The sequence below is a fragment of the Mesonia sp. K7 genome, from assembly GCF_003233725.1.
Taxonomy (GTDB): Bacteria; Bacteroidota; Bacteroidia; order Flavobacteriales; family Flavobacteriaceae; genus Mesonia.
The window spans coordinates 46,093-67,400 of record NZ_QKQV01000003.1 but is presented as its reverse complement, the minus strand read 5'-3'; the positions used below and the strand labels follow the sequence as shown (position 1 = coordinate 67,400).

At 35.7% G+C, this 21,308-nt stretch carries 20 protein-coding genes; 7 read left to right on the top strand and 13 right to left on the bottom strand.

Annotated features, from left to right (window positions below):
• The gene (locus DNG35_RS03040) at nt 1-264 is read right to left on the bottom strand and encodes a hypothetical protein (protein WP_146228825.1); all 264 of its coding nucleotides are present in this window, start codon (nt 262-264) and stop codon (nt 1-3) included.
• Nucleotides 265-359: 95 nt separating this feature from the next.
• Here DNG35_RS03040 and DNG35_RS03035 point away from each other — a divergent pair, with 95 nt between their 5' ends.
• On the top strand, nt 360-1,130 hold the full coding sequence (locus DNG35_RS03035; RefSeq protein ID WP_111126281.1) for an amidohydrolase: 771 nt from the start codon (nt 360-362) through the stop codon (nt 1,128-1,130).
• On the opposite strand, the gene DNG35_RS03030 is transcribed toward DNG35_RS03035, so the two are convergent.
• Nucleotides 1,120-2,748 (bottom strand): Ig-like domain-containing protein, encoded by a 1,629-nt coding sequence (locus DNG35_RS03030; protein WP_146228824.1) that lies wholly within the window; start codon nt 2,746-2,748, stop codon nt 1,120-1,122. The two genes, DNG35_RS03035 and DNG35_RS03030, sit on opposite strands and share 11 nt — an antisense overlap.
• 27 nt (nt 2,749-2,775) lie before the next feature.
• Nucleotides 2,776-3,456: a ComF family protein gene (locus DNG35_RS03025; protein ID WP_146228823.1), complete on the bottom strand. Its 681-nt coding sequence runs from the start codon at nt 3,454-3,456 to the stop codon at nt 2,776-2,778.
• A gap of 51 nt (nt 3,457-3,507) precedes the next feature.
• Between DNG35_RS03025 and DNG35_RS03020 the strand changes: the two genes are divergently transcribed.
• Nucleotides 3,508-4,389, top strand: a complete 882-nt coding sequence (locus DNG35_RS03020) for a hypothetical protein (protein ID WP_111126278.1) — start codon at nt 3,508-3,510, stop codon at nt 4,387-4,389.
• Nucleotides 4,390-4,441: 52 nt separating this feature from the next.
• On the top strand, nt 4,442-5,980 hold the full coding sequence (locus tag DNG35_RS03015; protein ID WP_111126277.1) for a glycine--tRNA ligase: 1,539 nt from the start codon (nt 4,442-4,444) through the stop codon (nt 5,978-5,980).
• Between the two features lie 195 nt (nt 5,981-6,175).
• On the opposite strand, the gene DNG35_RS03010 is transcribed toward DNG35_RS03015, so the two are convergent.
• The 3 genes from DNG35_RS03010 to DNG35_RS03000 all read right to left on the bottom strand — a co-directional run bounded on the left by DNG35_RS03010 (nt 6,176) and on the right by DNG35_RS03000 (nt 11,869).
• Nucleotides 6,176-6,772 (bottom strand): DUF6705 family protein, encoded by a 597-nt coding sequence (locus tag DNG35_RS03010; protein WP_111126276.1) that lies wholly within the window; start codon nt 6,770-6,772, stop codon nt 6,176-6,178.
• Nucleotides 6,773-6,784: 12 nt separating this feature from the next.
• Nucleotides 6,785-8,086, bottom strand: coding sequence for a hypothetical protein (locus tag DNG35_RS03005; RefSeq protein ID WP_111126275.1), 1,302 nt, complete (start codon nt 8,084-8,086; stop codon nt 6,785-6,787).
• A 375-nt stretch (nt 8,087-8,461) separates the two neighbouring features.
• Entirely contained in the window at nt 8,462-11,869 is a 3,408-nt protein-coding gene (locus DNG35_RS03000; protein ID WP_111126274.1) for a hypothetical protein, read from the bottom strand.
• A gap of 108 nt (nt 11,870-11,977) precedes the next feature.
• Here DNG35_RS03000 and DNG35_RS02995 point away from each other — a divergent pair, with 108 nt between their 5' ends.
• Entirely contained in the window at nt 11,978-12,745 is a 768-nt protein-coding gene (locus DNG35_RS02995) for an exodeoxyribonuclease III (protein ID WP_111126273.1), read from the top strand.
• Nucleotide 12,746: 1 nt separating this feature from the next.
• Nucleotides 12,747-13,778 (top strand): OmpA family protein, encoded by a 1,032-nt coding sequence (locus DNG35_RS02990; protein ID WP_111126272.1) that lies wholly within the window; start codon nt 12,747-12,749, stop codon nt 13,776-13,778.
• A gap of 127 nt (nt 13,779-13,905) precedes the next feature.
• Here the strand turns inward: DNG35_RS02990 and radA are convergent, their stop codons facing one another.
• From radA to panC, 7 genes are all read right to left on the bottom strand, one after another.
• Nucleotides 13,906-15,273, bottom strand: a complete 1,368-nt coding sequence (radA, locus tag DNG35_RS02985; RefSeq protein WP_111126271.1) for a DNA repair protein RadA — start codon at nt 15,271-15,273, stop codon at nt 13,906-13,908.
• A gap of 46 nt (nt 15,274-15,319) precedes the next feature.
• Nucleotides 15,320-15,793 (bottom strand): hypothetical protein, encoded by a 474-nt coding sequence (locus DNG35_RS02980; RefSeq protein WP_111126270.1) that lies wholly within the window; start codon nt 15,791-15,793, stop codon nt 15,320-15,322.
• Nucleotides 15,794-15,896: 103 nt separating this feature from the next.
• A complete protein-coding gene (locus DNG35_RS02975; protein WP_111126269.1) occupies nt 15,897-16,178 on the bottom strand; it encodes a hypothetical protein in 282 nt (93 codons plus the stop codon).
• Between the two features lie 70 nt (nt 16,179-16,248).
• Nucleotides 16,249-16,662, bottom strand: a complete 414-nt coding sequence (locus DNG35_RS02970; protein ID WP_111126268.1) for a hypothetical protein — start codon at nt 16,660-16,662, stop codon at nt 16,249-16,251.
• A gap of 29 nt (nt 16,663-16,691) precedes the next feature.
• Nucleotides 16,692-17,660: a lysylphosphatidylglycerol synthase transmembrane domain-containing protein gene (locus tag DNG35_RS02965; RefSeq protein ID WP_111126267.1), complete on the bottom strand. Its 969-nt coding sequence runs from the start codon at nt 17,658-17,660 to the stop codon at nt 16,692-16,694.
• A 5-nt stretch (nt 17,661-17,665) separates the two neighbouring features.
• Entirely contained in the window at nt 17,666-18,016 is a 351-nt protein-coding gene (gene panD, locus DNG35_RS02960) for an aspartate 1-decarboxylase (RefSeq protein ID WP_111126266.1), read from the bottom strand.
• Between the two features lie 11 nt (nt 18,017-18,027).
• Nucleotides 18,028-18,876 carry a pantoate--beta-alanine ligase gene (panC, locus tag DNG35_RS02955; protein WP_111126265.1) on the bottom strand — a complete coding sequence of 283 codons (849 nt, stop codon included), beginning with the start codon at nt 18,874-18,876 and terminating at the stop codon, nt 18,028-18,030.
• Nucleotides 18,877-18,985: 109 nt separating this feature from the next.
• On the opposite strand from panC, the gene DNG35_RS02950 reads away from it, so the two are divergent.
• Together DNG35_RS02950 and DNG35_RS02945 are read left to right on the top strand one after the other, a co-directional pair.
• Nucleotides 18,986-19,804 (top strand): glycogen/starch synthase, encoded by an 819-nt coding sequence (locus tag DNG35_RS02950; protein ID WP_111126264.1) that lies wholly within the window; start codon nt 18,986-18,988, stop codon nt 19,802-19,804.
• Nucleotides 19,791-21,308, top strand: a complete 1,518-nt coding sequence (locus tag DNG35_RS02945; protein WP_111126263.1) for a DUF4270 domain-containing protein — start codon at nt 19,791-19,793, stop codon at nt 21,306-21,308. The genes DNG35_RS02950 and DNG35_RS02945 overlap by 14 nt, the downstream gene beginning before the upstream one ends.

The following is a 21,308-nucleotide window of genomic DNA, read 5'->3' as shown; positions in this document are numbered from 1 at the left end:
CTATAGCCAAAACAAAAAAATCGCAAGTAAACTCAGGCAGAAAATAACAATGCCCATTTTTAACATAGTATCTTTACGGTTTCTTTTTTGAGCTTCTTTTCTAATTTGCTTTTTGATGAGGTCTAATTTCTCTCCTGGAACTTTTTCTTTAAAAACATTTATATAGTTTTCGTCCAGTTCACCAGATTTGAAAAAATAATCATCTTTATAACCTTTAAGATTAGAACGTTGCTGGTTTCGATTAAACTTTATTGTATTAATCATATTTTGTATATGTCCAGCTCCAAAGCTCATTTTAGATAGAATTTGTTGATTTTCTTAAAGATAATTCTTTATTTTTAAATTCTACACACTAAACGATGGAAAAGCTTCAAGTCACGTACTTACAATTCGATATATTTTGGGAAAATAAAACCAAGAATATTTCCGCTTTAAGCGAAATGGTTTCTCAAGTTGAAGACACACAACTTATTGTTTTGCCAGAAATGTTTTCGACAGGTTTTACGATGAATACCCAATTGTCAGAACCCGAAAATGGTGAAACCCTACAGTGGATGCAAAAAATTGCCAAAACAAAGAATGCGGCAATTACTGGAAGTTTGATAATTGAAGAAGACAAGCATTTTTACAACCGTTTGTATTTTGTTTTTCCTGATGGAAACTACAAAACCTATGATAAAAAACACTTGTTTACTTTGGCAAACGAGCAAAATTATTACACTGCTGGTGACAGAAAACTGATCGTAGATTATTTGGGCTGGAAAATTTGTCCGCTTATCTGTTATGATTTACGTTTTCCGGTTTGGGCGAGAAACACTCAAGATTACGACTTACTTTTATATGTAGCCAATTGGCCTGCCAAACGTACCCAAGCTTGGGATGTTTTACTACAAGCGAGAGCGGTTGAAAATATGTGTTATACGCTTGGCGTAAATCGTGTGGGCAAAGACGGTAATGATTTTGATTTTGTTGGGCATTCTGCAGTTTATGATTATTTAGGAGAAAGAATCAATCAAAACTTTCGTGAAAACGAACACACAGAAACCGTGATTTTGAGCAAAGAAAAAATGTTGGAAGCGAGAAAAAAATTAGGTTTCCTCAACGATCGGGATAGTTTTACTATAAACTAAAACGCTCGACCACATCCCAATTGGCGCGAACTTCTATTTCAGTGGGGAAGTATCTTATTTCTTCAGGTTGTATTTTCTTTAGAAAACTTCCAGTGTCCCAACGCTCGTTTTGGTTGGTGTCAAAAATAAAGCGAACCTTGTATTTTGCAGGTTTTAGGCTTTCAAAAAACACTGAATTTTCCTCTATACTCAACAAGGTTTTTCGCTGAATAATCTTTTTGTTTTCTATGAGTTCTACAATTACAGGAGCTTCTTGAAGGTTACTCAAATTAATTCTGAGGGTTCCTAAATCTGATAATTTTGGGGAAGAAACACGATAACTTAAGGTATCGTTGGTTCTGTCAAAATAATCGGTAAAAGCTTCGGGTAAAACCGTAATCGCATATTTGTCGTCTTCCGCTTTAGCGAAATCTAACTCAAGCGTATTTTTATTTTTGAGAAAATTGGTCGTAAAAGCTACCGAAAGAGAATCTTTATTGAGAATACTAATCTTACTGCTATCAACTTTTGTGATGGGTACATTCGCCTGCAGTTGGAACTTCTCATAAAAATTGATTTTCCCTTGCGGTAAAGCCGTAAAAGTGAGCGTATCTTTATACAATTCCTTCAATCTCGTCATTAAAGTATCGCGGTAAAGGTCTTGTTTGACTTCAAAAACCAAACTGTCTAATTCTTGTTTGGGTGCATACCAAAGGTAAATGGTGTCTTTTTCTATATCTTCGGTAAACCTGCTTGTGAAATCTGAACTTGCGTTGAGCGCACTTGCTTCAAAATTTTCGGCAAGTAAACCTTCGTAACCCAACAATATTTTTTGTGCTCCGTTTTGTTTGATGTTGGTTACCTTAAAATCGAGCTGCTCTTTAAAAATGGTGATATCCAAAGCGTTTTCTGAAGGTAAAACTAACGTGTCTTCTAGAAAACCTATTTTATCGACATTGGGTTCAAATAAATAATTGCTGTTGTTATCTTTCATCGCGATGACTCGGTATTTTCCCGCTTTCATGTTTTCAATGGTAAAAGTCGTGGTCGAATCTTGCGTATAACCAATATAGATGGGCAATTCTTTATACGGAATCGAGTCGGTGTAGGCTTCGTTGATTTCGTACAACAACACCGAAATATATTCTTCGGTATCTTTTTCAAAAGCATCTTTTACGCTTCCGCGGATTTGTAGCGAGTCGAGATGATCTCCTGTCGAAAAAACATACTTAAAATAGGGTAAGGGATTGTTTTCGTTATTATCTACAATCGATTTCCCGAAGTTGATGGTGTAGGTTGTGTTGGGTTGTAAAGTGTCGTTTATTTCTAACGAAATATACTTTCGCGGTAAACCCATTGGTCCTATAACCGGACGTGGATTGATGGGTGGGGAAAAAATGATTTGCTGCTGCGGATTATCGAGTTTGATGTATTCATCAAAATAAATACGTATTTCTTTAGCATTAAAATTGGTCGTATAATTTTCTGGACTCGAACGAATGTACTGTGGCGCCAAGGTATCTTGTGGACCTCCAGTTGGTCTTCCGCGTTTAGCGCAATTACTCAAAGAGCTTACCAAAACTAAAGCGAAGAAAAAATATACGAAGCTTCTGTAATTCATCACTGCAAATATAGCCACAAAGAAACGATATTTTTTGTGAATTGGCTAAACTGTCACCGCCATTGTAGCGATACTGATTTTTACATTTTTGGCTTCGAGTAGTTTTTCGCCACAAGCCGCTAAAGTCGAACCTGTGGTAATAATATCATCTACCAAAAGCACATGTTTGTTGGCAATGATTTCAGGTTTTTGAAGAATGAGCCAATCTAATTTTATAGCTTCTCGTTCATATTTGCTTTTAAAAACTTGTGTTTTGGCGGGTATTTTTTTCAAGAGTACACTTTCGTGAAATTCACATTGCAAATGCTTAGCTAGGTTTTTCCCAAAACCGGTAACTTGGTTAAAGCCTCTTTTGCGTTTTCTTCTTTTATGAATCGGCACAGGAATAATAACATCCACTTTTTTTGCCCATTCACGCTCTTTTAGATTTTCCCCTAACCAATTTCCTAAGGTGTAGCTAACTTGTTCATTTCCTTTATATTTCAATTGATGTAAAAGCTCTTGCGTTAAATTTTGTTTTTTAAAATTCAATAAAGCCACTGCATTTTCTATCGGAATTTTATGTCTAAATAATTTTTTAATTCTATTTTCGTTATGATTGTGCATATTTGTAGTGGGCAACAAAAACCTGCAATAGGTACAAAGGCATTTTTCGTCGCCTTTCAGAAGCGTTTGGCAACAAGCACAATGATGAGGTAAGAAAAGTTGAAATAAATCTTTAAGCACAACCTAGCTATTGGGATATAAGATAAAGATTTTTTTTTCAAATACTTGATTATGAGTGAAAAAAATGATTATAAAGTTTTAAAAATCCTTTTGGGAATTTTAGCCCTGTTTCTCATTTTGGCAGTTGGTTATTCTTATCTCATCTATCAAGAAAACGAGGAAAATGGCAAAATTATCGCTTCCGAAAAGCAAAAACTAAAGGAAGAATTAGACCAACTCGAGAAAAAATACGAATCTATTATTGTCGAAAATAAATCTTTGCGAGAAGATTTAATTGCCGAAAAACAGCGTATTTCCAATTTGTTAGATTCACTAGAGACGATGGAAATGACTGCCGACAAATTTAGACGCTACCAAATACAAGTAGATTTACTAAAACAGCAGAATGTAAAAATTCAGAAAGTAGTAGAAAATTTGCAATCAGAAAATCAGCAATTACAAAAAGTAATCGATAGCACTTCGACAGAATTACAACTCACACAGCAGAAATCAGATTCACTGCAAAATAAAAACACAGAGCTCGAAGAAAAAGTAAAAAAGGCTTCCTTATTACAATTGAGTAATTTGGCTGTTTTTGGCATTTATGGAAACCAAAAACAAGAACCTATTACGACATCAAGTCTAAAACGTACCAATGAGATAAGTTCATGCTTTTTGTTGGTAGGAAATGAGTTTGTAGAAACAGGAAAAAAGAAGCTATACATGCAAATCATCAATCCTAAAAATAACTTGATGGGTATGCGAAAAATGGAAAATTTCGGGGAAAAACAACTCATTTATAGTGCTTCTACTGAAGTTGATTATCAAAACAAACCCATTGAAACCTGTATTTCTTTTGTCGTTAATCAAGAAAACTTGGTAAAAGGCGATTACATCATCAATATATTTGAAGGCGAAAGCAGTATTGCAACGCAAACCTTTACTTTAGAATAAACATCCTACAAAATTTCGCATTTAAAATCCCGATAATTTATATTTTTGCGGCATGGCAAAAGAACAAGACAATTTTAAGCAAGTGATATCCCATGCCAAAGAGTATGGATATATATTTTCGTCAAGCGAAATTTACGATGGCTTGAGTGCCGTTTACGATTACGGTCAAAACGGTGTCGAGCTCAAAAATAACATCAAAAATTATTGGTGGAAAAGTATGGTGCAAATGCACCAAAACATTGTAGGTTTAGATGCAGCTATTTTGATGCACCCCACCACTTGGAAAGCTTCGGGTCACGTCGATGCGTTTAATGATCCGTTGATTGATAACAAAGATTCCAAAAAACGATACCGTGCTGATGTTTTGGTAGAAGATTATGTAGAAAAAATCAATCAAAAAGCACAAAAAGAGATCGATAAAGCCCAAAAGCGTTTTGGGGAAGCTTTTAACGAAGAAGAGTTTGTGACGACCAACCCAAGAGTATTACGTTACCGTGAAGAGCAAAAAACCATTATGGAGCGTTTGGCGACTTCTCTTACCGCAGAAAACCTTGCCGATGTCAAAGCCTTGATAGAAGAACTGGGTATTGCTTGCCCCGAAAGTGGTTCTAAAAACTGGACCGACGTCAAGCAGTTTAACTTGATGTTTGGTACTAAATTAGGTGCTTCGGCGGATTCTGCTACAGATCTTTACCTTAGACCAGAAACTGCCCAGGGTATTTTTGTCAACTTTGCCAACGTACAGAAAACAGGTCGTATGAAAATCCCATTTGGGATTGCTCAAATCGGTAAAGCCTTTAGGAATGAAATCGTTGCGAGGCAGTTTATTTTCCGTCAACGTGAGTTCGAACAAATGGAAATGCAGTTTTTTGTGCGTCCAGGAGAAGAACTCAAATGGTTTGAATACTGGAAAGAAACCCGTCAGAAATGGCACGCTTCGCTTGGATTAGGAGAAGAAAATTATCGCTTCCATGATCACGAAAAGATGGCGCATTATGCCAATGCTGCAACCGATATCGAATTTAATTTTCCATTCGGGTTTAAAGAATTAGAAGGAATTCACTCGCGTACAGATTTCGATTTAAAAGCACACGAAGAGCATTCGGGTAAGAAATTACAGTTTTTCGATCCGGAGCTCAATAAAAATTATGTGCCTTATGTCATCGAAACCTCGATTGGTTTAGACCGTATGTTTTTGGCAGTTTTCTCTAGTTCTCTACAAGAAGAGGCATTAGAAGATGGTAATACCAGAACGGTTTTAAAACTTCCAGCGATTTTAGCTCCGACCAAAGCAGCAATTTTCCCATTGGTGAAAAAAGATGGTTTGCCAGAAATTGCCGAACAGATTGTAGAAGATTTACAATGGGATTTTAACGTGATTTATGACGAAAAAGATGCCGTAGGAAGACGTTATAGAAGGCAAGATGCCAACGGAACGCCTTTTTGTATTACGGTAGATCACCAAACCAAAGAAGATCATACCGTTACGATTCGTCACCGCGACACGATGGAACAAAAACGAGTAGCGATAGCTGAATTAAAAGAAATCATTTCCCAAGAAATTGATTTTAAAACTTGGATGAAGAGGTAAAGAATTCCTGCGAAGGCAGGAATCTTTTTCAGCTTTCTATATAGAGATTCCTGTTTTCACAGGAATTTTATGAATTCTTTAAAGCTCGTTTAGTAATTCCTCCTTTCAGAAGACATGGTTTACTGTAAACCTAATACATAACAAAAACGGTTAGGTTTTTAACCCTACCGCTAGTATAAAAGTAGAGAATTTTTATTATTGCTTCATCAAAAAATAAAAACCATCTGGAATAATAGGCGCTGGTGGTGGATCATTTACATGCACAGTTCTAATTCCTCCTGCCTTAAATATCTGAATGGCTGGTTGCCCATTTACAGTAGCTATTCTTACATCTAAGTTACTAGAATATCCATTAGGTTCACCCATAATTAATTCTATTCTAAATACATCAGTAGTATAATCATTAAAAGGGCTGTATTTATAGGTGTTGATATAATTACCATGTATGCTGTGGTGATATACATAAGGCAAAGAAGGGTTGGTAAGTTTGCTTAGCGTATTGACCAGCTCTACCCCATTTTCTTTGTATTGAAATTCGCCAATCAATAAATCTTCATGGTAATCACCTGCATCGACCATGGTTTTTTTCTCGAAGACTATTTTTAGATATTGGGTGCCATTATCAAACACCCAAGTACCCACAAAAGGGTCTAAAAGATTATTGGTGTCTTTATAATATACGTTGGGTGTTTCAGATCCATCATTATCTTCTATATTTATCGTAATTTGAGCCTTGCAAGAAAGACTTATCAAAAAAACAAGGGATAATATTATAATATTAAGTTTTTTCATAATTTATTGCTTTTAGTTTAAACAGGGATTTTTTTTAACAACATTATTTTCTATAACAACCTCTTCCCAATTATCTGTTGTATCGTTTCTTTTATAGAGATTTATTCCATAATTAGCATAGACTTGTAAAAATCTCTTTTCCAGTTCTTCAGAATCATCTTGTACATCGATAAATTTCTGTTGAAATTTTTTATTTATTATTTTTAATTTATCATCCTCATCTGGTTCTCTTAACACCTTTTTTTGGTTTCTTTCAAAGTCTATCTGGGTAGATAAGGCATGGAAATCATTTATGGTTACCGCATAGGTTATGTTGTTGTTTGGATTATTGGAATCAGGGTCTTTAACAACTACGATACTGAATGCATTGCCATCATTAAGTTTAGAGTTTTCTCTTTCACAATCTCGTAGCCAGTCTAAATCAACCCAAGAGGGTATAGCTTGCGCTTTAATAGGATGATTATGAGCCCCGCCTTGCACTTGCCCTCCAATTTTTATGTTTACCGTTAAAGCATTTGCCGATGAAGTACTTAGCGTTGGGTAATGTTGGTATTTTTGTTCTGTACTATTATATTTATACTCAATTTTATAACCATACTCTATTTTTCCGCTTGTTTTTGTTTTTAGGTAGTTTATGGCGTCTTTTACATCATCTTCTTTTAAGGCTTCATTTAAGAATACACAATCTTCTTCTTTATATGGTGTCAGATCAAAAATAGGCACTGTCATAATGTTATCATCACTTCCAATGGGTTGTTCTTCACCTGGGTTGGTGGCAGGTGGATTTCCTGGGTAAGTATTGGTGTTGCTTGTGCCACCGCTAGTGTGATGGGGGTACCAATTTGTCCAAGGATTTACCCCGCTTGCGCCGCCACCGCCACCACAGTCTAAACTAAAAACTTGTACCGTAACAGCTTCTTGAGGTCCATAGGGTTCTCCCTCCCATGGACAACCAGTCCCAGGCATACATCCTGTTTCACAGGGTTGTGCTTCTATAATAGTTATAGTTTCAAAACAATCTTCATCAAAAGTTGCTTCAACTTGATTTTGAGAATAGTCTGTATCGTAATAAAATAGCGTAGTTAGGGAATTGATTTCTTCTGCATTACCGCTAAGAAATTCTATTACTTGATCTTCATTCATATGATATTCATAAATATAGGCAAAATACCCTCCTTCATGATTTTGGTTGTTATAATTTAATACTAGATTTTGTGTGATATTGTTTTCTATGGTGTCATTTATGATCCGAAAGGTATAAGAATGTTTTAAGCTGTCTTCTACTTTTATGATTTTTGTGGTATCTAAGGTCATTCGGAAAGTTTCATCAAATACGCCACGACCAGAAAGCTTAGATTTTTCTTGTATTCTGGTAATGATTTCAAAAATAGAACCTTCGTTTTTTAAGTCCTTATAAGATAAGTTGGTGATTACGGAAGAATAAGTAGCCGAATTTGATTTATCTTCATCAAGAAAATCGTCTTTCTAACAGGCAAAACATAAAATAGAGAGGATAATAAAAAGAGTAAATCTTTGTAGTGACTTTAGCCTATCTGGCTTAAAAATTGATAGGGGGGGTAATTCGAGAAATGTTGTTTTTTCATAAAATAGTGGGTCAAAAAAGTTCTGTTAAAAATAGATTAAGCCAATCAAAATTGCAAATGAAGCTTTGGTTACGTGTAATTTATGCTAAAAATAAGCCCTTAACTGCACATTGCCAGTATGTATCGTATTAGTGTTTTCGCTTTTTCTACCGTAATAGGCTAGGTTAAGATCGAGGTAAGTGGTAATTTTTTTCTGTAGCAAAAGTGACCACGTATAGTTTTTGTCAGGCTGTAAACCTTGTAACATCTGATAAGCCACGGGCGAAAATGCATTTCCTATAAAGTCATTGACGATATAATTGAACTCTCCGTTGATACTGTGTTTTTGTTCGTTGGCAAAGTTAAAACCAGCTCCCAATTTTTGTTGGGATAACAATTCTGCGCCCAAAACATTGTTTTGTTCTTGCAGTTGGTAGAACACATCAATTCTGGTGTTTCTGCCTGCTAAATAAGAGAGTTTCGGGTTGATAAGAAAACTCTCGATTTGGTAATTTCGTTGTTCAAAATTTTCGGAAGTACTGTTGTTTTCCGTCAGTTGGTTGTTGAGCTGTATGAGCCAACTCTCTTGTATTTTGTGGTTAAATTGCACTTGGTGGCTTTCGAGGTCGTTTTCTTGTAAACCGGTAGAAAGCAAGTTTTTGATGCGTGTACTGATGTAACTGTAGGTCGTGCTGTAATGCTGTTTCCCACGATTGTAAAACAAACTGTTTCTAAAACTTAGATTCGCACCCAATTCGTTATCGCTGTCATCAAAAGGGTTGAGATCTATTTTTTCGCCTTCACGTTCTACTTTTTTATCGATGAGGTAAGAAGTCTGGTTGTAAAAATGTTTTAAAAACTTGTTTAAAGGTTTGTCATCACTCAACTGCATAAAATTGAGCGTTAGAATTTGACTAAATTTATTCTGGTGTGTTTTTACAAAAACCTGATTGGGTAACAAAACCCGAACATACTTCGCTTGGTCAGGAAAAGGAGCAATTTCAAATTCATCCAACTGCTGGATGCCATCGTTATTATAATCGTTCCAAGTGTATTGGCCTTCACCCGGGTTTACTTCCACGTAAGTAAACTCTTGCATCGCAATTTGTCCGCTGTTGGTTTCGTAAGAAGTATTTAGCGAAAGCACTTTGTCAAACAAAAATTGGTTGTACAAAATTCGGGAATTAAGTGAAGTTTCATCGTCAACACTTTCAAGTTCACTTTTTAATTTTCGCAAATTAGCAAACAGCAAAAGTTTTGTGTTTTCATTTTGGATGAGCTGCGATTTTACGTAGTAATTATTCGAATAATTAACCCGTTGCAATTGGTTGTTCCGCAAACTATCATTCACCCGATAGCGATAGCCCACTTCAGTAAATACCGCTGTGCTATCGCCAATTCCGGTATAAACTTCATAGCTCGAAAATCGTTGACTCAAAGGCGTTAACGCTTGTGTATTTTTATCTTCCTGCAAATTGTTTTCATGGGAAAATCGACTGCCTGTCCAAACTTTTCCGAAATCGTAAACAGCGTTAAAATAAGACCGTAAAAAATAGTTTTCATACAGGGTAGAATTACTCTTTAGAAAACTGTTGTTGGTGCTTACGCGAAATTTCTTAAAGCTCAAGGCGGAATTGAGCAAATGTCGAATCCCATCGTAGCTTTCTGAATAATCTAAATTTTCAAACTGGTAAGTCACATTTCCCTTTCGGGGAATGATATAATTGACTCCAGCCTGGATATAACGTTGGTTGCCTGTTGGCGTGACAGCGATATTCCAATCACGGTTAAACTCCACATTAAACAATCGTTCAACCGATTGAAAGCTGTTATCTAAGTAATTGAAATTTCCGAAAAGATTGATCTGCGAACTATCGGCAAATTGCACCACCCGTTGATCTCCTGTAATTCTTCCGGCAAAACCATTATTATTGGTATCGTCAAGATCAGAAAAAAGGTTTTGGTCAAAATGACTACCTGCAAACTCAAAACCTATATGGGTTTTTTCAGAAGGATTGTATTTTCCGTGTACCACAGCCATTTGCAATTTGGTAGGTGCAAAAAGCCTAATGATGGGAGCGTAATTTCCCTGTTGAACTCCATTTACAGGAGCAACATAACTGTAAATACGGGCAATCGCATTGTTGCTGCTCAAGATATAATCTCCATTGCCTTGACCTACTTCGGTAAAGCGTACCTGAAACAACTCGTCTTCCGGATTGTTGGAATACACAAAAGCTTCCTGACCGTTGATGATTTCTTTTCGGTACAAGATTTTGTTTTCATCGTAAGTGTCTTCTACCGCACTGGGAGCAATCATTTGTGTTTCATCGTCACCAGCGTTCGATAAGATTTGTGCTTGTGTTTCGTTAAGGTTTTGTTGTAAAGGTTGATTTTTAATGTCATTTTCAGAATAGACAAAAGCACCTATTTCAAAATCTTCGTTGTGATGTTTGGCTCCGCCAGTTGCCACCAGTCGCGAGTAATTGCGATCGGCATATTGAAACTCAATTACAATTCGCATTTCAGAGGTGATCGGAAAGGTAGGGTTAAAAATAATTTCTCCTGCATTGTAATCAATAATATAATCGTTGTTTTCGCCACGTTCTAGGCGAATTCCGTTTACAAAAACAGATTCGCTACCCGAAACAATCAATACAAATACCTCGCCATTGGGCCCAGTAAGTTTATATGGACCCTGGTTTCCTTCTTGTGCGGTGAACTCATTTCGGGTAAATACACCACGCACCAAGGCTCCAGCAGCAAAAACATCGGTAGAATTTCCTTCGGGATTAAATGTTCCCATCATCGATAAGCCTTGTACTTTTTTGGTAAAGTTTCCAAAGTACGAATTCCGTTGCTCGAGATCAACATCACCAGCTCGTATTTTCCAGTTATCACTGTATAATTCAATAAAAATCTGATCAAATTCGTTGAGATTCTGGGTATAACCATTCTGTTGTACGGGTACGTTAGCATCTTGTAGAGAGGCACGTAGACCTACTTTTTCGCTAAGCATTCCAGAGATTTGTAAATCGAGTTCTGAATTTAAAACGGCATTCTGGTTACTTCCTACGGTGACTCCGCGAGAGATGTTTCCGCTGGTGGTCAATCCATCAAAGGGAACCACTTTGGGTTGGTTTTGGTTGTTTTCCAGTTGGTAAATACGATTAATCAAATTGTTGCTGTTAACAATACGGGATTCATCAAACTGAAAATAACGTTTGGTCAAAAAATCAGGGTATTTTCGGTAAACTACTTTGAGCGAATCGAGGCTATTTATGATGCTATCTTTTATAATTAAATAACTTTTTGCAAAATTTACTTGATAAAGTGTCGTGTCTATTGCTTCGTTTTTGAGGTTGAACAGCCTAAAATCACTCGGATTGATACTTACGCTATCAATCAAAATGGTGTCTTTTACAGCCAATTTTTTCTCTATCATGTTAGGATTGGTTTGTCCCAACAGACTGAAAGAGAAGAATAAAAATGCTATCAATAGTAAAGCTCGCATGCGTTTAAAACTACTGCTTTTATAAAATATTTTATCATTTAAAATGAAATTTTAAGGATTATACTTCTATAAAACATTCAAAATTCTATTTTTGTGTAAAACGACAAGATGGTTATAGTTTCTTACAATGTCAACGGAATACGTGCTGCTTTGCGAAAAGATTTGCTCGAATGGCTTTCTTACGTCAAAGCAGACGTAGTTTGTTTGCAGGAGATTAAAGCTACTCCCGAACAGTTTGACGAAAGTGTTTTTCATGAGTTGGGTTACCATTACAATTATTGGTATCCGGCACAAAAAAAAGGCTATAGCGGGGTTGCCATTTTAAGTAAAATCAAGCCAAAAAATGTGCATTACGGAACCGGCATCGATTATATGGATTTTGAAGGTCGAAATATCAGGGCCGATTTTGACGATGTATCGGTGATGAGTTTGTATTTACCTTCAGGAACCAATAGCAACCGTCTCGAACACAAACTGATGTATATGGACGATTTCCTAAATTATACCAGCATTTTACGTCAGACGCATCCCAATTTGGTGGTCTGTGGTGATTTTAATATTTGTCATGAACCTATAGACATTCACGATCCTGTTCGGTTAAAAAACGTATCTGGGTTTTTACCCATCGAACGCGAATGGTTGAGTAAATTTATCAATTCGGGGTTTGTAGATACCTTCAGAAATCAAAATCCAGAAACAGTAGCCTACTCGTGGTGGAGTTATCGTGCCAATGCTAGGGCTAATAATAAAGGGTGGCGCATCGATTATCACATGGTGAGCGAGCCTTTACAAGAAAATATAAAAAGAGCCGTTATTTTACCAGAGGCTTATCATAGTGACCATTGTCCTATTTTACTAGAACTAAACTTAAACTAAAATGAAATTAAAATTATTACCAATAATCGCTGCTTTTGCATTGATGATGTCTTGCGTTCCGGCAAAAGAATTTGCCAATTTAGAAAACAAATATAATGAGCTTAAAGCGGAAAGAAACAATTTAGAAAACGAACTGGATCAATACCGAAATAAAGGTAATGATAGTAACCTTGAAATAAACGAACTTTCAGATAGGTTAGCAGATGTGAATAATAGAAACCAACAACTGGAGCAAGAAAATGCAGCTTTATCACAAACTATAGAACGATTAAAGCATTCTTATGATGCTTTAGAGCAAAACAGTTCGAGTACAATGCAAGAAAATTCGGCTCAAAACAGAAGGCTTATTGCAGAGTTAGAAGAAAAGCAGAAAAAAATTGCAGAAGAACAAGCGAGACTTACAGAAATGCAACAAAGTATTGCGAGGCAAACCCAACGTATCAAAGAATTAGAAAACTCTATCGTGGCAAAAGAGCAGAAAATGCAGGACTTAAAAAACAGCATTTCGAGCGCGATGTCTAATTTTGAAGGTAAAGGCTTGACCGTTCACACCAAAGACGGTAAAGTTTATGTTTCTATGGAAAACAAGCTCTTGTTTGATTCTGGAAGCTGGACGGTCGGCGAGCAAGGTAAACAAGCCGTAAAACAATTAGGTTATGTGTTGGCAGAAAACAGAGATATCAATGTTTTGATAGAAGGCCATACCGACAATGTGCCTTACGGTGGAAGCGGAGCTTTGACTGATAATTGGGATCTATCAACCAAAAGAGCAACAGCGATTGTCAATTTATTAGAGGCCAATAAAAATATAAATCCGCGTCAGCTAACAGCCGCAGGAAGAGGAGAATATTACCCAATTGCGACCAACGAAACTGCCGAAGGAAAAGCCAAGAATAGAAGAATAGAAGTGATTCTTACTCCAAAATACGATGAAATTTCTCGTTTATTAAGTGACGAAGGTGGTAGTTTTGATATTGATCGAGCTGCCGAAGAAGCTAGAGCTGCAGAAGAAGTGGGTGATGATAGGAGATAGAGTTATTTGATACCGCATAAAAAAATAAAAAAACGTCATTCTGAATTTATTTCAGAATCTCATCTTTTAAATTATTATGAGAACCTGAAACAATCCCGATAACTATCCGGACAGGTTGACTTAGCAATCACCCAAAAAGAATACTGACCACTTCTTCTATTTTGGTCACTTTTTCGATAGCGATGCTATATTTACCAGCGTTTATTTTGCTGTGAGAAGAAATGACCATTTTTTCGAAACCCAATTTTTCGGCTTCGAGGATACGTTGCTCGATCTTGGTGACGGGTCTAATCTCGCCTGTTAAACCTACTTCACCTGCAAAACAGATATTCTTTTCGATGGTAATATCTTCGTTTGACGACAGTATAGCGGCAACCACTGCTAAATCGATTGCAGGGTCATCAACCGAAATTCCACCGGTGATATTCAGAAAAACATCTTTGGCACCGAGTTTAAAACCTGCTCGTTTTTCCAGCACCGCAAGAATCATATTCAATCTTTTGGAGTTGTAACCCGTGGTAGAACGTTGTGGAGTTCCGTAAACAGCGGTGCTGACCAAGGCTTGAATTTCGACCATCAAAGTACGCATCCCTTCGAGAGTTGAAGCAATAGCCGTTCCGCTGAGATCGGTATTTTTGTTGGAAATCAGAATTTCCGAAGGGTTTAATATTTCGCGTAAGCCTTCGCCTTGCATTTCATAAATTCCGAGTTCGTGTGTCGAACCAAAACGGTTTTTGTGCGAACGCAAAATACGATACATATGGTTGCGGTCGCCTTCAAATTGCAATACCACATCGACCATATGTTCTAATACTTTTGGACCAGCGATGCTGCCTTCTTTGTTGATATGACCAATCAAAATGACAGGAATATTCGTCTGTTTGGCAAACTTGATAAGTTCTGCTGTACAAGCTTTGATTTGCGAAACGCTTCCTGGTGAACTCTCGATGTAATTGGTGTGTAGGGTTTGTATGGAATCGACAATAAGCAATTCGGGTGCGGTTTTCTCAATCTGCTGAAATATGTTTTGCGTGTTGGTTTCCGAAAGGATAAAACAGTTTTTCGAGTCTTTGAAAATACGATCGGCTCGCATTTTGATTTGCTGTAAACTTTCTTCGCCCGAAACATATAGCGTTTTGTACTTAATTTTTAAAGCGATTTGCAGAAGCAACGTACTTTTCCCGATACCAGGTTCACCGCCCAATAAAATCAACGAGCCAGGAACAATTCCGCCGCCGAGCACACGGTTAAACTCTTTGCTTACGGTTTTGTAGCGTTGCGTTTTTTCGTAGGTGATGTCTTGTATGGCAATAGGTTTCGGATTGATTTTGGTTTTAGAATTTGAATAATCGCCTTGCCAATCGGTTTTAGATTTTTTTTGGATGACTTCCTCAACCAAGGTGTTCCATTCTTTGCAAGATGAACATTGCCCTTGCCATTTGGCGTGTTGTGTCCCGCAATTCTGACAAAAATAAGTGGTTTTGGAAGTAGCCATTGATTTTTCGTTTTAAACGAAATCAAATTTAGGGAATTTGATGAAATTAAAGTTCTTCTTTTTTCCTAACATAATCAGAAATGTAATCTTTGATGTATTTAAAAGTAGTTTCCTTTTCAAATAAACCTATAAAACTTTCATCAAGATTATTTTCGTAAATCCTAACAATAAGTTGTCGTTGAGCATCAAATAGTTTTTTCTCTAAAGATAAATTAGATAAAAAGAGAATATCACTTTTATTTAGATATTCAAATAGTAAATCTGCTATGCTTTCGCCTTCTTCATCAATCAAAATACATAACAACAATTTCTCTAAGAAAGGTTTTTCGTGCTTTCCATTTGCTGTAATTAGTTCTCCTTTAACCTCACTAAATAATAAATTCATTAAAGGAAAATGAGATGTCCATTCAGTTTGAGGTGATATTTTTTGATTTTTCGGACTCTTTCCTTCAATAAATTCACTTTCTGTTAAGCCTGACCATTTGAAAAATGAATTATATGTTTCTTTAAATTTCTTCATTTAGAATTATCAAGTCTAAGTCTTTCTTTTCTTCCTTTTTTGAGTAGCCTACTACGCAAAAAGAAAGGTCAATAAAATGAATATTTTATATGTAAAATTATTATTATTCTCCATAATCAATTCCTGATACTAAACTATCTTTTTTTGAAACAATTATTTTATAGTAATCTGCTGCAAAAGCAGGTGATTTATAATAATAAACATATTTAGTAGAATCCCAAACAGCCGTTTCTACCTTTTCTGGTTGATGCCTCATTTTTGATTTGGCAGTCTCTAACGACATGCCAATTTCTATTTTTTTTAAATCTTCAAAATTTTCTATAGCAGTATTGCTACAGGAGAATAATAAGGGAATGAGAAAGATGAAAAATAGCTTTATATACATATAAACGATTTAAAGAATATAGTTATTATATAAATTAAAGTGTCCAGAATATAGAGATAACTTGGATGTTTTATTGAAACAGGTGTTGTAAAGCTTCTTTAATGCTTGGGTCGTTAGGGTCATATTCATCTGGATCAATTAATTTAAAATATAAGGTATCGGCATCTTTAATAATTTTTATGGTATCATCATGAGCCTTTTTTATAATCCGAAACGGTTGATTTAAATACCCGATTTTTTGTTTGGGGTTATTTATGTTTGTAGTATTCATAGAAACTACAATACTATCGTTAAAAGTAAGGAAACCTTTATTTTCAAATACATCATCTACAAGCAAATCAATTTTATCAGGCTTTCTTAAAGTTTTATCAACTGTAGAAAGCCTATGAAATAATATGCCGGTTATAAAGAGAAATATACATAGAAAACCTATGGGTAAGCTATATTTTAGGTTTGCCTCGATTTTTTTAAAGATTTCTTCCATTTTTATATCTAATACAAACCATGCTAAATTTACTTTTTTCTATTTAAAATAGGTAACAAAAGCATAGATAAACCACCCAAAACAATATTAAGCAAAGTTTGCGAACCCCAAATCACCCAACCAAAAGCTTCGCCCGTTTGTTTTGGGATTCCGTATAGGAGTAAAACTGCTCCGATAGCCACAGGATAAACGCCAATACCACCATTGGTGATCGAAATCGCAAAAGAACCGACGACAAAAGCCACCATAATGGCAGCAAAAGGTATTTCTTCTGCTCCTGGAACAGCAAACTTTATCAGAAAAAACATGGTAATGTACATCGTCCAGATAAAAATAGTATGTAAAAAGAAAGCAACTTTATGTTTTAATTTTAAAACACTTTTGATACCTTTTAAAATTCCGCTGCCAAGCTTTTTTATTTTTTGTAATAACGGATGTGTTGAGTTTTTGATGAGTTTCAGAAATAATACTCCTAAAGCAATCAAAATAATGAGTGCTCCGAAGGTAAAAAGTGGATTGATTTGATAGGTTTCGAAAACTTGTAGTAATGTTTCAGTTTGCCATAAAAGCGTGATGCCTACGATAAGAAGTAACATCACCAAATCGATCATTCTTTCGGAGATAATGGTGCCAAAGTTTTTTTCGAAAGGAATATTTTCGTAAGTAGTAATCGTTGCGGCACGTAGCACTTCGCCAGAACGAGGAATGCCTAAATTAGCTAAATAAGCACTCATAACTGCCATAAAACTATTCCGAAATTTGATTTGATAACCTAGAGGTTCTAACAGATATTTCCAGCGATAGGCACGAGATAAATGCGAAAGAAACCCACAAAGTAGCGATAAACCTATAAAAAAAGGTTTTGCGTTAAGAATGTTTTGCCAGAGTTCTTCTCTTTCTTGAGGTGTCGAGCTGGAGAAAGATAAATAGATGAAAAAAACTCCCAGTAAAATTGGGAGTACAACCTTAAGAAGTTTTATGATTTTCTTTTTGTTCAAAGAAATTAGTTCAGTTTGTTGGTAGCTTCGTTAGGAAAAACAACAGCAGGCTTAAAAGTTTTTGCTTCTTCGTAATCCATCATCGCAAAAGTCATTAAAATAAGCGTGTCTCCCACAGAAACTTTTCTGGCGGCAGCTCCGTTTAAAGTGATTTCACCCGAATTTCGAGGTCCAGGAATCACGTAGGTTTCTAATCGCTCGCCATTGTCGTTGTTAACCACCTGTATTTTTTCGCCTTCAAGAATGTTAGCAGCGTCCATCAAGTCTTCGTCAATGGTGATACTTCCGATATAATTAAGATCTGCCCCTGTTACTTTTACGCGGTGAATTTTTGATTTTACAACCGTTACTTGCATTTTCTGATTTTTTAGTTGAGTGCAATATTGTCGATCAATCTTATTTTACCAAGATATGCTGCAATAAAAGCACGATATTTAGTATTCTTTTTTGGTTTGCTTACCAGCGGATTTAAATTTTCTGCGTTTGCAATTTCAAAATATTCTAATTCAAATATTTGGTGCTTTTCAAACGCTTTTTTAACATTTTCTATTATCTCTTTTGCAGATTTTATGCCAAACTCACTTTTTACTTGTTGTAAGGTCTGGTAGATAAAAGTGGCTTCTTTTCTTTCAGTAGAGCTTAGTCGCTCGTTGCGCGAACTCCTTGCCAAACCGTTTTCTTCCCTTTTGATGGGGCAACCGATAATTTCTACGGGTAATTTGGTGACTTCAACCAGTTTTTTGATGATGAGGTATTGTTGGTAATCTTTCTTTCCGAAGAAGGCTTTGTGTGGTTCTACAATTTCAAAGAGTTTTTTAACGATAGTTCCGACACCGTCAAAATGTCCGCTTCTGTACTTACCTTCCATTTTGGTTTCGAGTTCACCAAAATCAAACTGTTGAGAAACTACTTTTTCAGGATAGACATCAACAACTGCAGGAGCGTAAATGATAATTTCGCGAAAGCTTTCCTCTAAGAGCTCTTTATCTTTTTGTAAAGTTTTTGGGTATTTTTCTAAATCTTCAGGATTATCGAATTGTGTAGGGTTAACAAAAATACTCACTACCACCAAGTCACACTGCTTATAGGCTTCTTCTACTAGTGATAAATGACCGTTGTGCAGTGCTCCCATCGTCGGAACAAACCCAATGGTATTGTTCTCTCGTTTGTCGTTAAGATAGCTTTTTAAAGCTTTTTGTTGGTGAAAAACTTCCAATTAACTAAAATTTAAGTGGGGCAAAATTAATATATTACTGTGTAACTGCATAAAATTTTGTAATTTTGCGTGTTTTTTATCGTTATTAATAATTGAAAGCAAAACTTTTATGAAAGATAAGCGTATCTTGTATGTATCGTCAGAAGTAATTCCTTACCTACCAGAGACAGAAATATCATCGATGTCGTTTGAAGCTCCGAGAATGGTGAATAGCCAAGGCGGACAGATCAGAATTTTTATGCCGAGGTTTGGAAACATCAACGAGAGAAGACATCAGTTGCACGAAGTGATACGTTTATCGGGGATGAATTTGGTAATTAACGACTTAGACATGCCGTTGATTATAAAAGTAGCTTCGGTTCCTAAAGAAAGAATGCAGGTTTATTTTATCGATAACGAAGATTATTTTAAAAGAAAAGCTACGCTTACCGATGAAGACGGTAAGTTGTTTTCTGACAACGACGAACGTGCAATTTTCTTTGCAAAAGGTGTGATCGAAACGGTAAAAAAACTGAACTGGTCTCCAGATATTATCCATGTTCACGGTTGGTTGGCATCACTTCTGCCACTGTACTTGCGAAATTATTACGGAAACGAACCGCTTTTTAAAGAATCTAAAATTGTCACTTCGATCTACAATCAAGGTTTTGAAGGTACTTTAGATAGTGATACGCAGAAGAAAATTTTGTTTGATGGTTTAGACGAAGATAAAGTAGAGGTGATTGCAAAACCTAATTACGAAAACCTGATGAAATTGGCGATTGATAATTCAGATGCGATAGTTAAAGGAAGTGAAGAACTGCCTAAAAGTTTAGATAAATATATTGATCAATTAAAAAAGCCGGTTTTAGGCTACAAATCCTTGGAAGAGTTTTCTCAGGCTTACCAAGATTTTTATTTAACAAAAGTACTTGATGAAGAACAATAAAAAATTGATGAAAAAAGTAACTCCGTTTGCGATTCTTTGTATAGCTATCGTTGGTATGTTTTCTTGTGAAAACGATTTTAGTGATGTTGGTAGTGATTTGGTAGATAACAATAATTTCAGTACAAAATTATTTAGCAATAGCAAGATCAATGCTTATTCTTCTGTGATTGAAAAAATACAATCAAATAATTTGACAGCCTATAATTTAGGTTATTATTACGATGAGGTATATGGGCAAGCGACAGTGAGTGTTCTTTCTCAAATGAGTTTAGAAACACTAAATCCAGAATTTGGCCCAGAGCCAGTTATCGATAGTGTAGTGATGACATTACCTTATTTCTCTAGAGCTGTGAGTCAAGATGAAAATGGTATTATTTACGAATTAGACTCAGTTTATACAGAGGAACCGTTGGATTTTGAGATTTATAGATCGAATTATCTATTAAGGGATCAAGATCCAGATGATAACTATAACGCTCAAAAATATTATACCAATCAAGGAGTAGAATTTGAAAATCATTTAGAAGCAAACCCGATAACTACGGTAACGGGATTTATTCCTAATAATAAAGAAGTTTCGTACTACGAGTTTGACACGCAAGGTGATACAACTTTAGTAACTAAATCCCCTAGGGCAAGAATACATCTGCCTAAGGATTATTTTAAACAATTAATCTTTGATAAAGAAGGTGGAGCAGAGCTGTTAAGTTCAAGTAATTTTAAAAATTACTTCAGAGGAATTTATTTAAAGCCAATCAACCAAGAAGGAAAAATCACCAATTCTTTGAGTTTACTTAACCTAAAGGGAGGTGAAGCTAACATAACTATTTATTACAGAACTACAGATCCTGTAGATGAAGATGATGATTTTAGGAAAAGAGAATTCTCCTTAAATTTTTCAGGAAATATTATCAATACGGTGGAAACAACAATTCCAACTTCTTTTGATAATAATATATACCTTAAAGGTTTGCAAGGCTCGATGGCAGTTATAGATATTTTTACGGACGAAACTCAATTAGACTCTATTCAAGAACTAAACTGGTTAGTAAACGACGCTAATCTTACGTTTTATGTAAATCGTGATGTGGTAAATGTAGATGATGATTTACCTAACCGATTATTTATTTATGACCTTCAAAATGAAAGAGTTTTAAGAGATTACAATTTAGACTTAACACTAAATGATAATAATCCAAACTTGTCGAGGGTTATCCATCTTGGGAAATATGATGAAGAAACAGATGCCTACAAAGTCAGGATTACAAATGTAATCGCAGATGTTATTAGTAATCAAGATTCATTGGGTTTAAAGTTGGGAGTTGTAGTGACGAATAATGTAAACATTTTTAACCCTTCTTCATTAAAGTTGCAAGGTGTAGACACTCTAAATATTGCCCCTTCACCATCGGTGTTGACACCTAAAGGAAGTGTTTTCTATGGTGTAAATGCTATAGATGAAAAAAGATTAAAACTAAATATTCATTACACAGAATCTAATTAA

Bases quoted from the DNA above. Each gene is read 5' to 3' on its own strand.
- DNG35_RS02945 (WP_111126263.1), top strand. From the start codon at position 19,791: ATGAAGAACAATAAAAAATTGATGAAAAAAGTAACTCCGTTTGCGATT.
- DNG35_RS03015 (WP_111126277.1), top strand. From the start codon at position 4,442: ATGGCAAAAGAACAAGACAATTTTAAGCAAGTGATATCCCATGCCAAA.
- DNG35_RS02980 (WP_111126270.1), bottom strand. From the start codon at position 15,793: ATGAAGAAATTTAAAGAAACATATAATTCATTTTTCAAATGGTCAGGC.
- DNG35_RS03010 (WP_111126276.1), bottom strand. From the start codon at position 6,772: ATGAAAAAACTTAATATTATAATATTATCCCTTGTTTTTTTGATAAGT.
- DNG35_RS02995 (WP_111126273.1), top strand. From the start codon at position 11,978: ATGGTTATAGTTTCTTACAATGTCAACGGAATACGTGCTGCTTTGCGA.
- DNG35_RS03005 (WP_111126275.1), bottom strand. From the start codon at position 8,086: ATGACCTTAGATACCACAAAAATCATAAAAGTAGAAGACAGCTTAAAA.
- radA (WP_111126271.1), bottom strand. From the start codon at position 15,273: ATGGCTACTTCCAAAACCACTTATTTTTGTCAGAATTGCGGGACACAA.
- DNG35_RS03020 (WP_111126278.1), top strand. From the start codon at position 3,508: ATGAGTGAAAAAAATGATTATAAAGTTTTAAAAATCCTTTTGGGAATT.
- DNG35_RS02975 (WP_111126269.1), bottom strand. From the start codon at position 16,178: ATGTATATAAAGCTATTTTTCATCTTTCTCATTCCCTTATTATTCTCC.
- DNG35_RS02970 (WP_111126268.1), bottom strand. From the start codon at position 16,662: ATGGAAGAAATCTTTAAAAAAATCGAGGCAAACCTAAAATATAGCTTA.
- DNG35_RS03035 (WP_111126281.1), top strand. From the start codon at position 360: ATGGAAAAGCTTCAAGTCACGTACTTACAATTCGATATATTTTGGGAA.
- DNG35_RS03000 (WP_111126274.1), bottom strand. From the start codon at position 11,869: ATGCGAGCTTTACTATTGATAGCATTTTTATTCTTCTCTTTCAGTCTG.
- DNG35_RS03040 (WP_146228825.1), bottom strand. From the start codon at position 264: ATGATTAATACAATAAAGTTTAATCGAAACCAGCAACGTTCTAATCTT.
- DNG35_RS02990 (WP_111126272.1), top strand. From the start codon at position 12,747: ATGAAATTAAAATTATTACCAATAATCGCTGCTTTTGCATTGATGATG.
- panD (WP_111126266.1), bottom strand. From the start codon at position 18,016: ATGCAAGTAACGGTTGTAAAATCAAAAATTCACCGCGTAAAAGTAACA.
- DNG35_RS02950 (WP_111126264.1), top strand. From the start codon at position 18,986: ATGAAAGATAAGCGTATCTTGTATGTATCGTCAGAAGTAATTCCTTAC.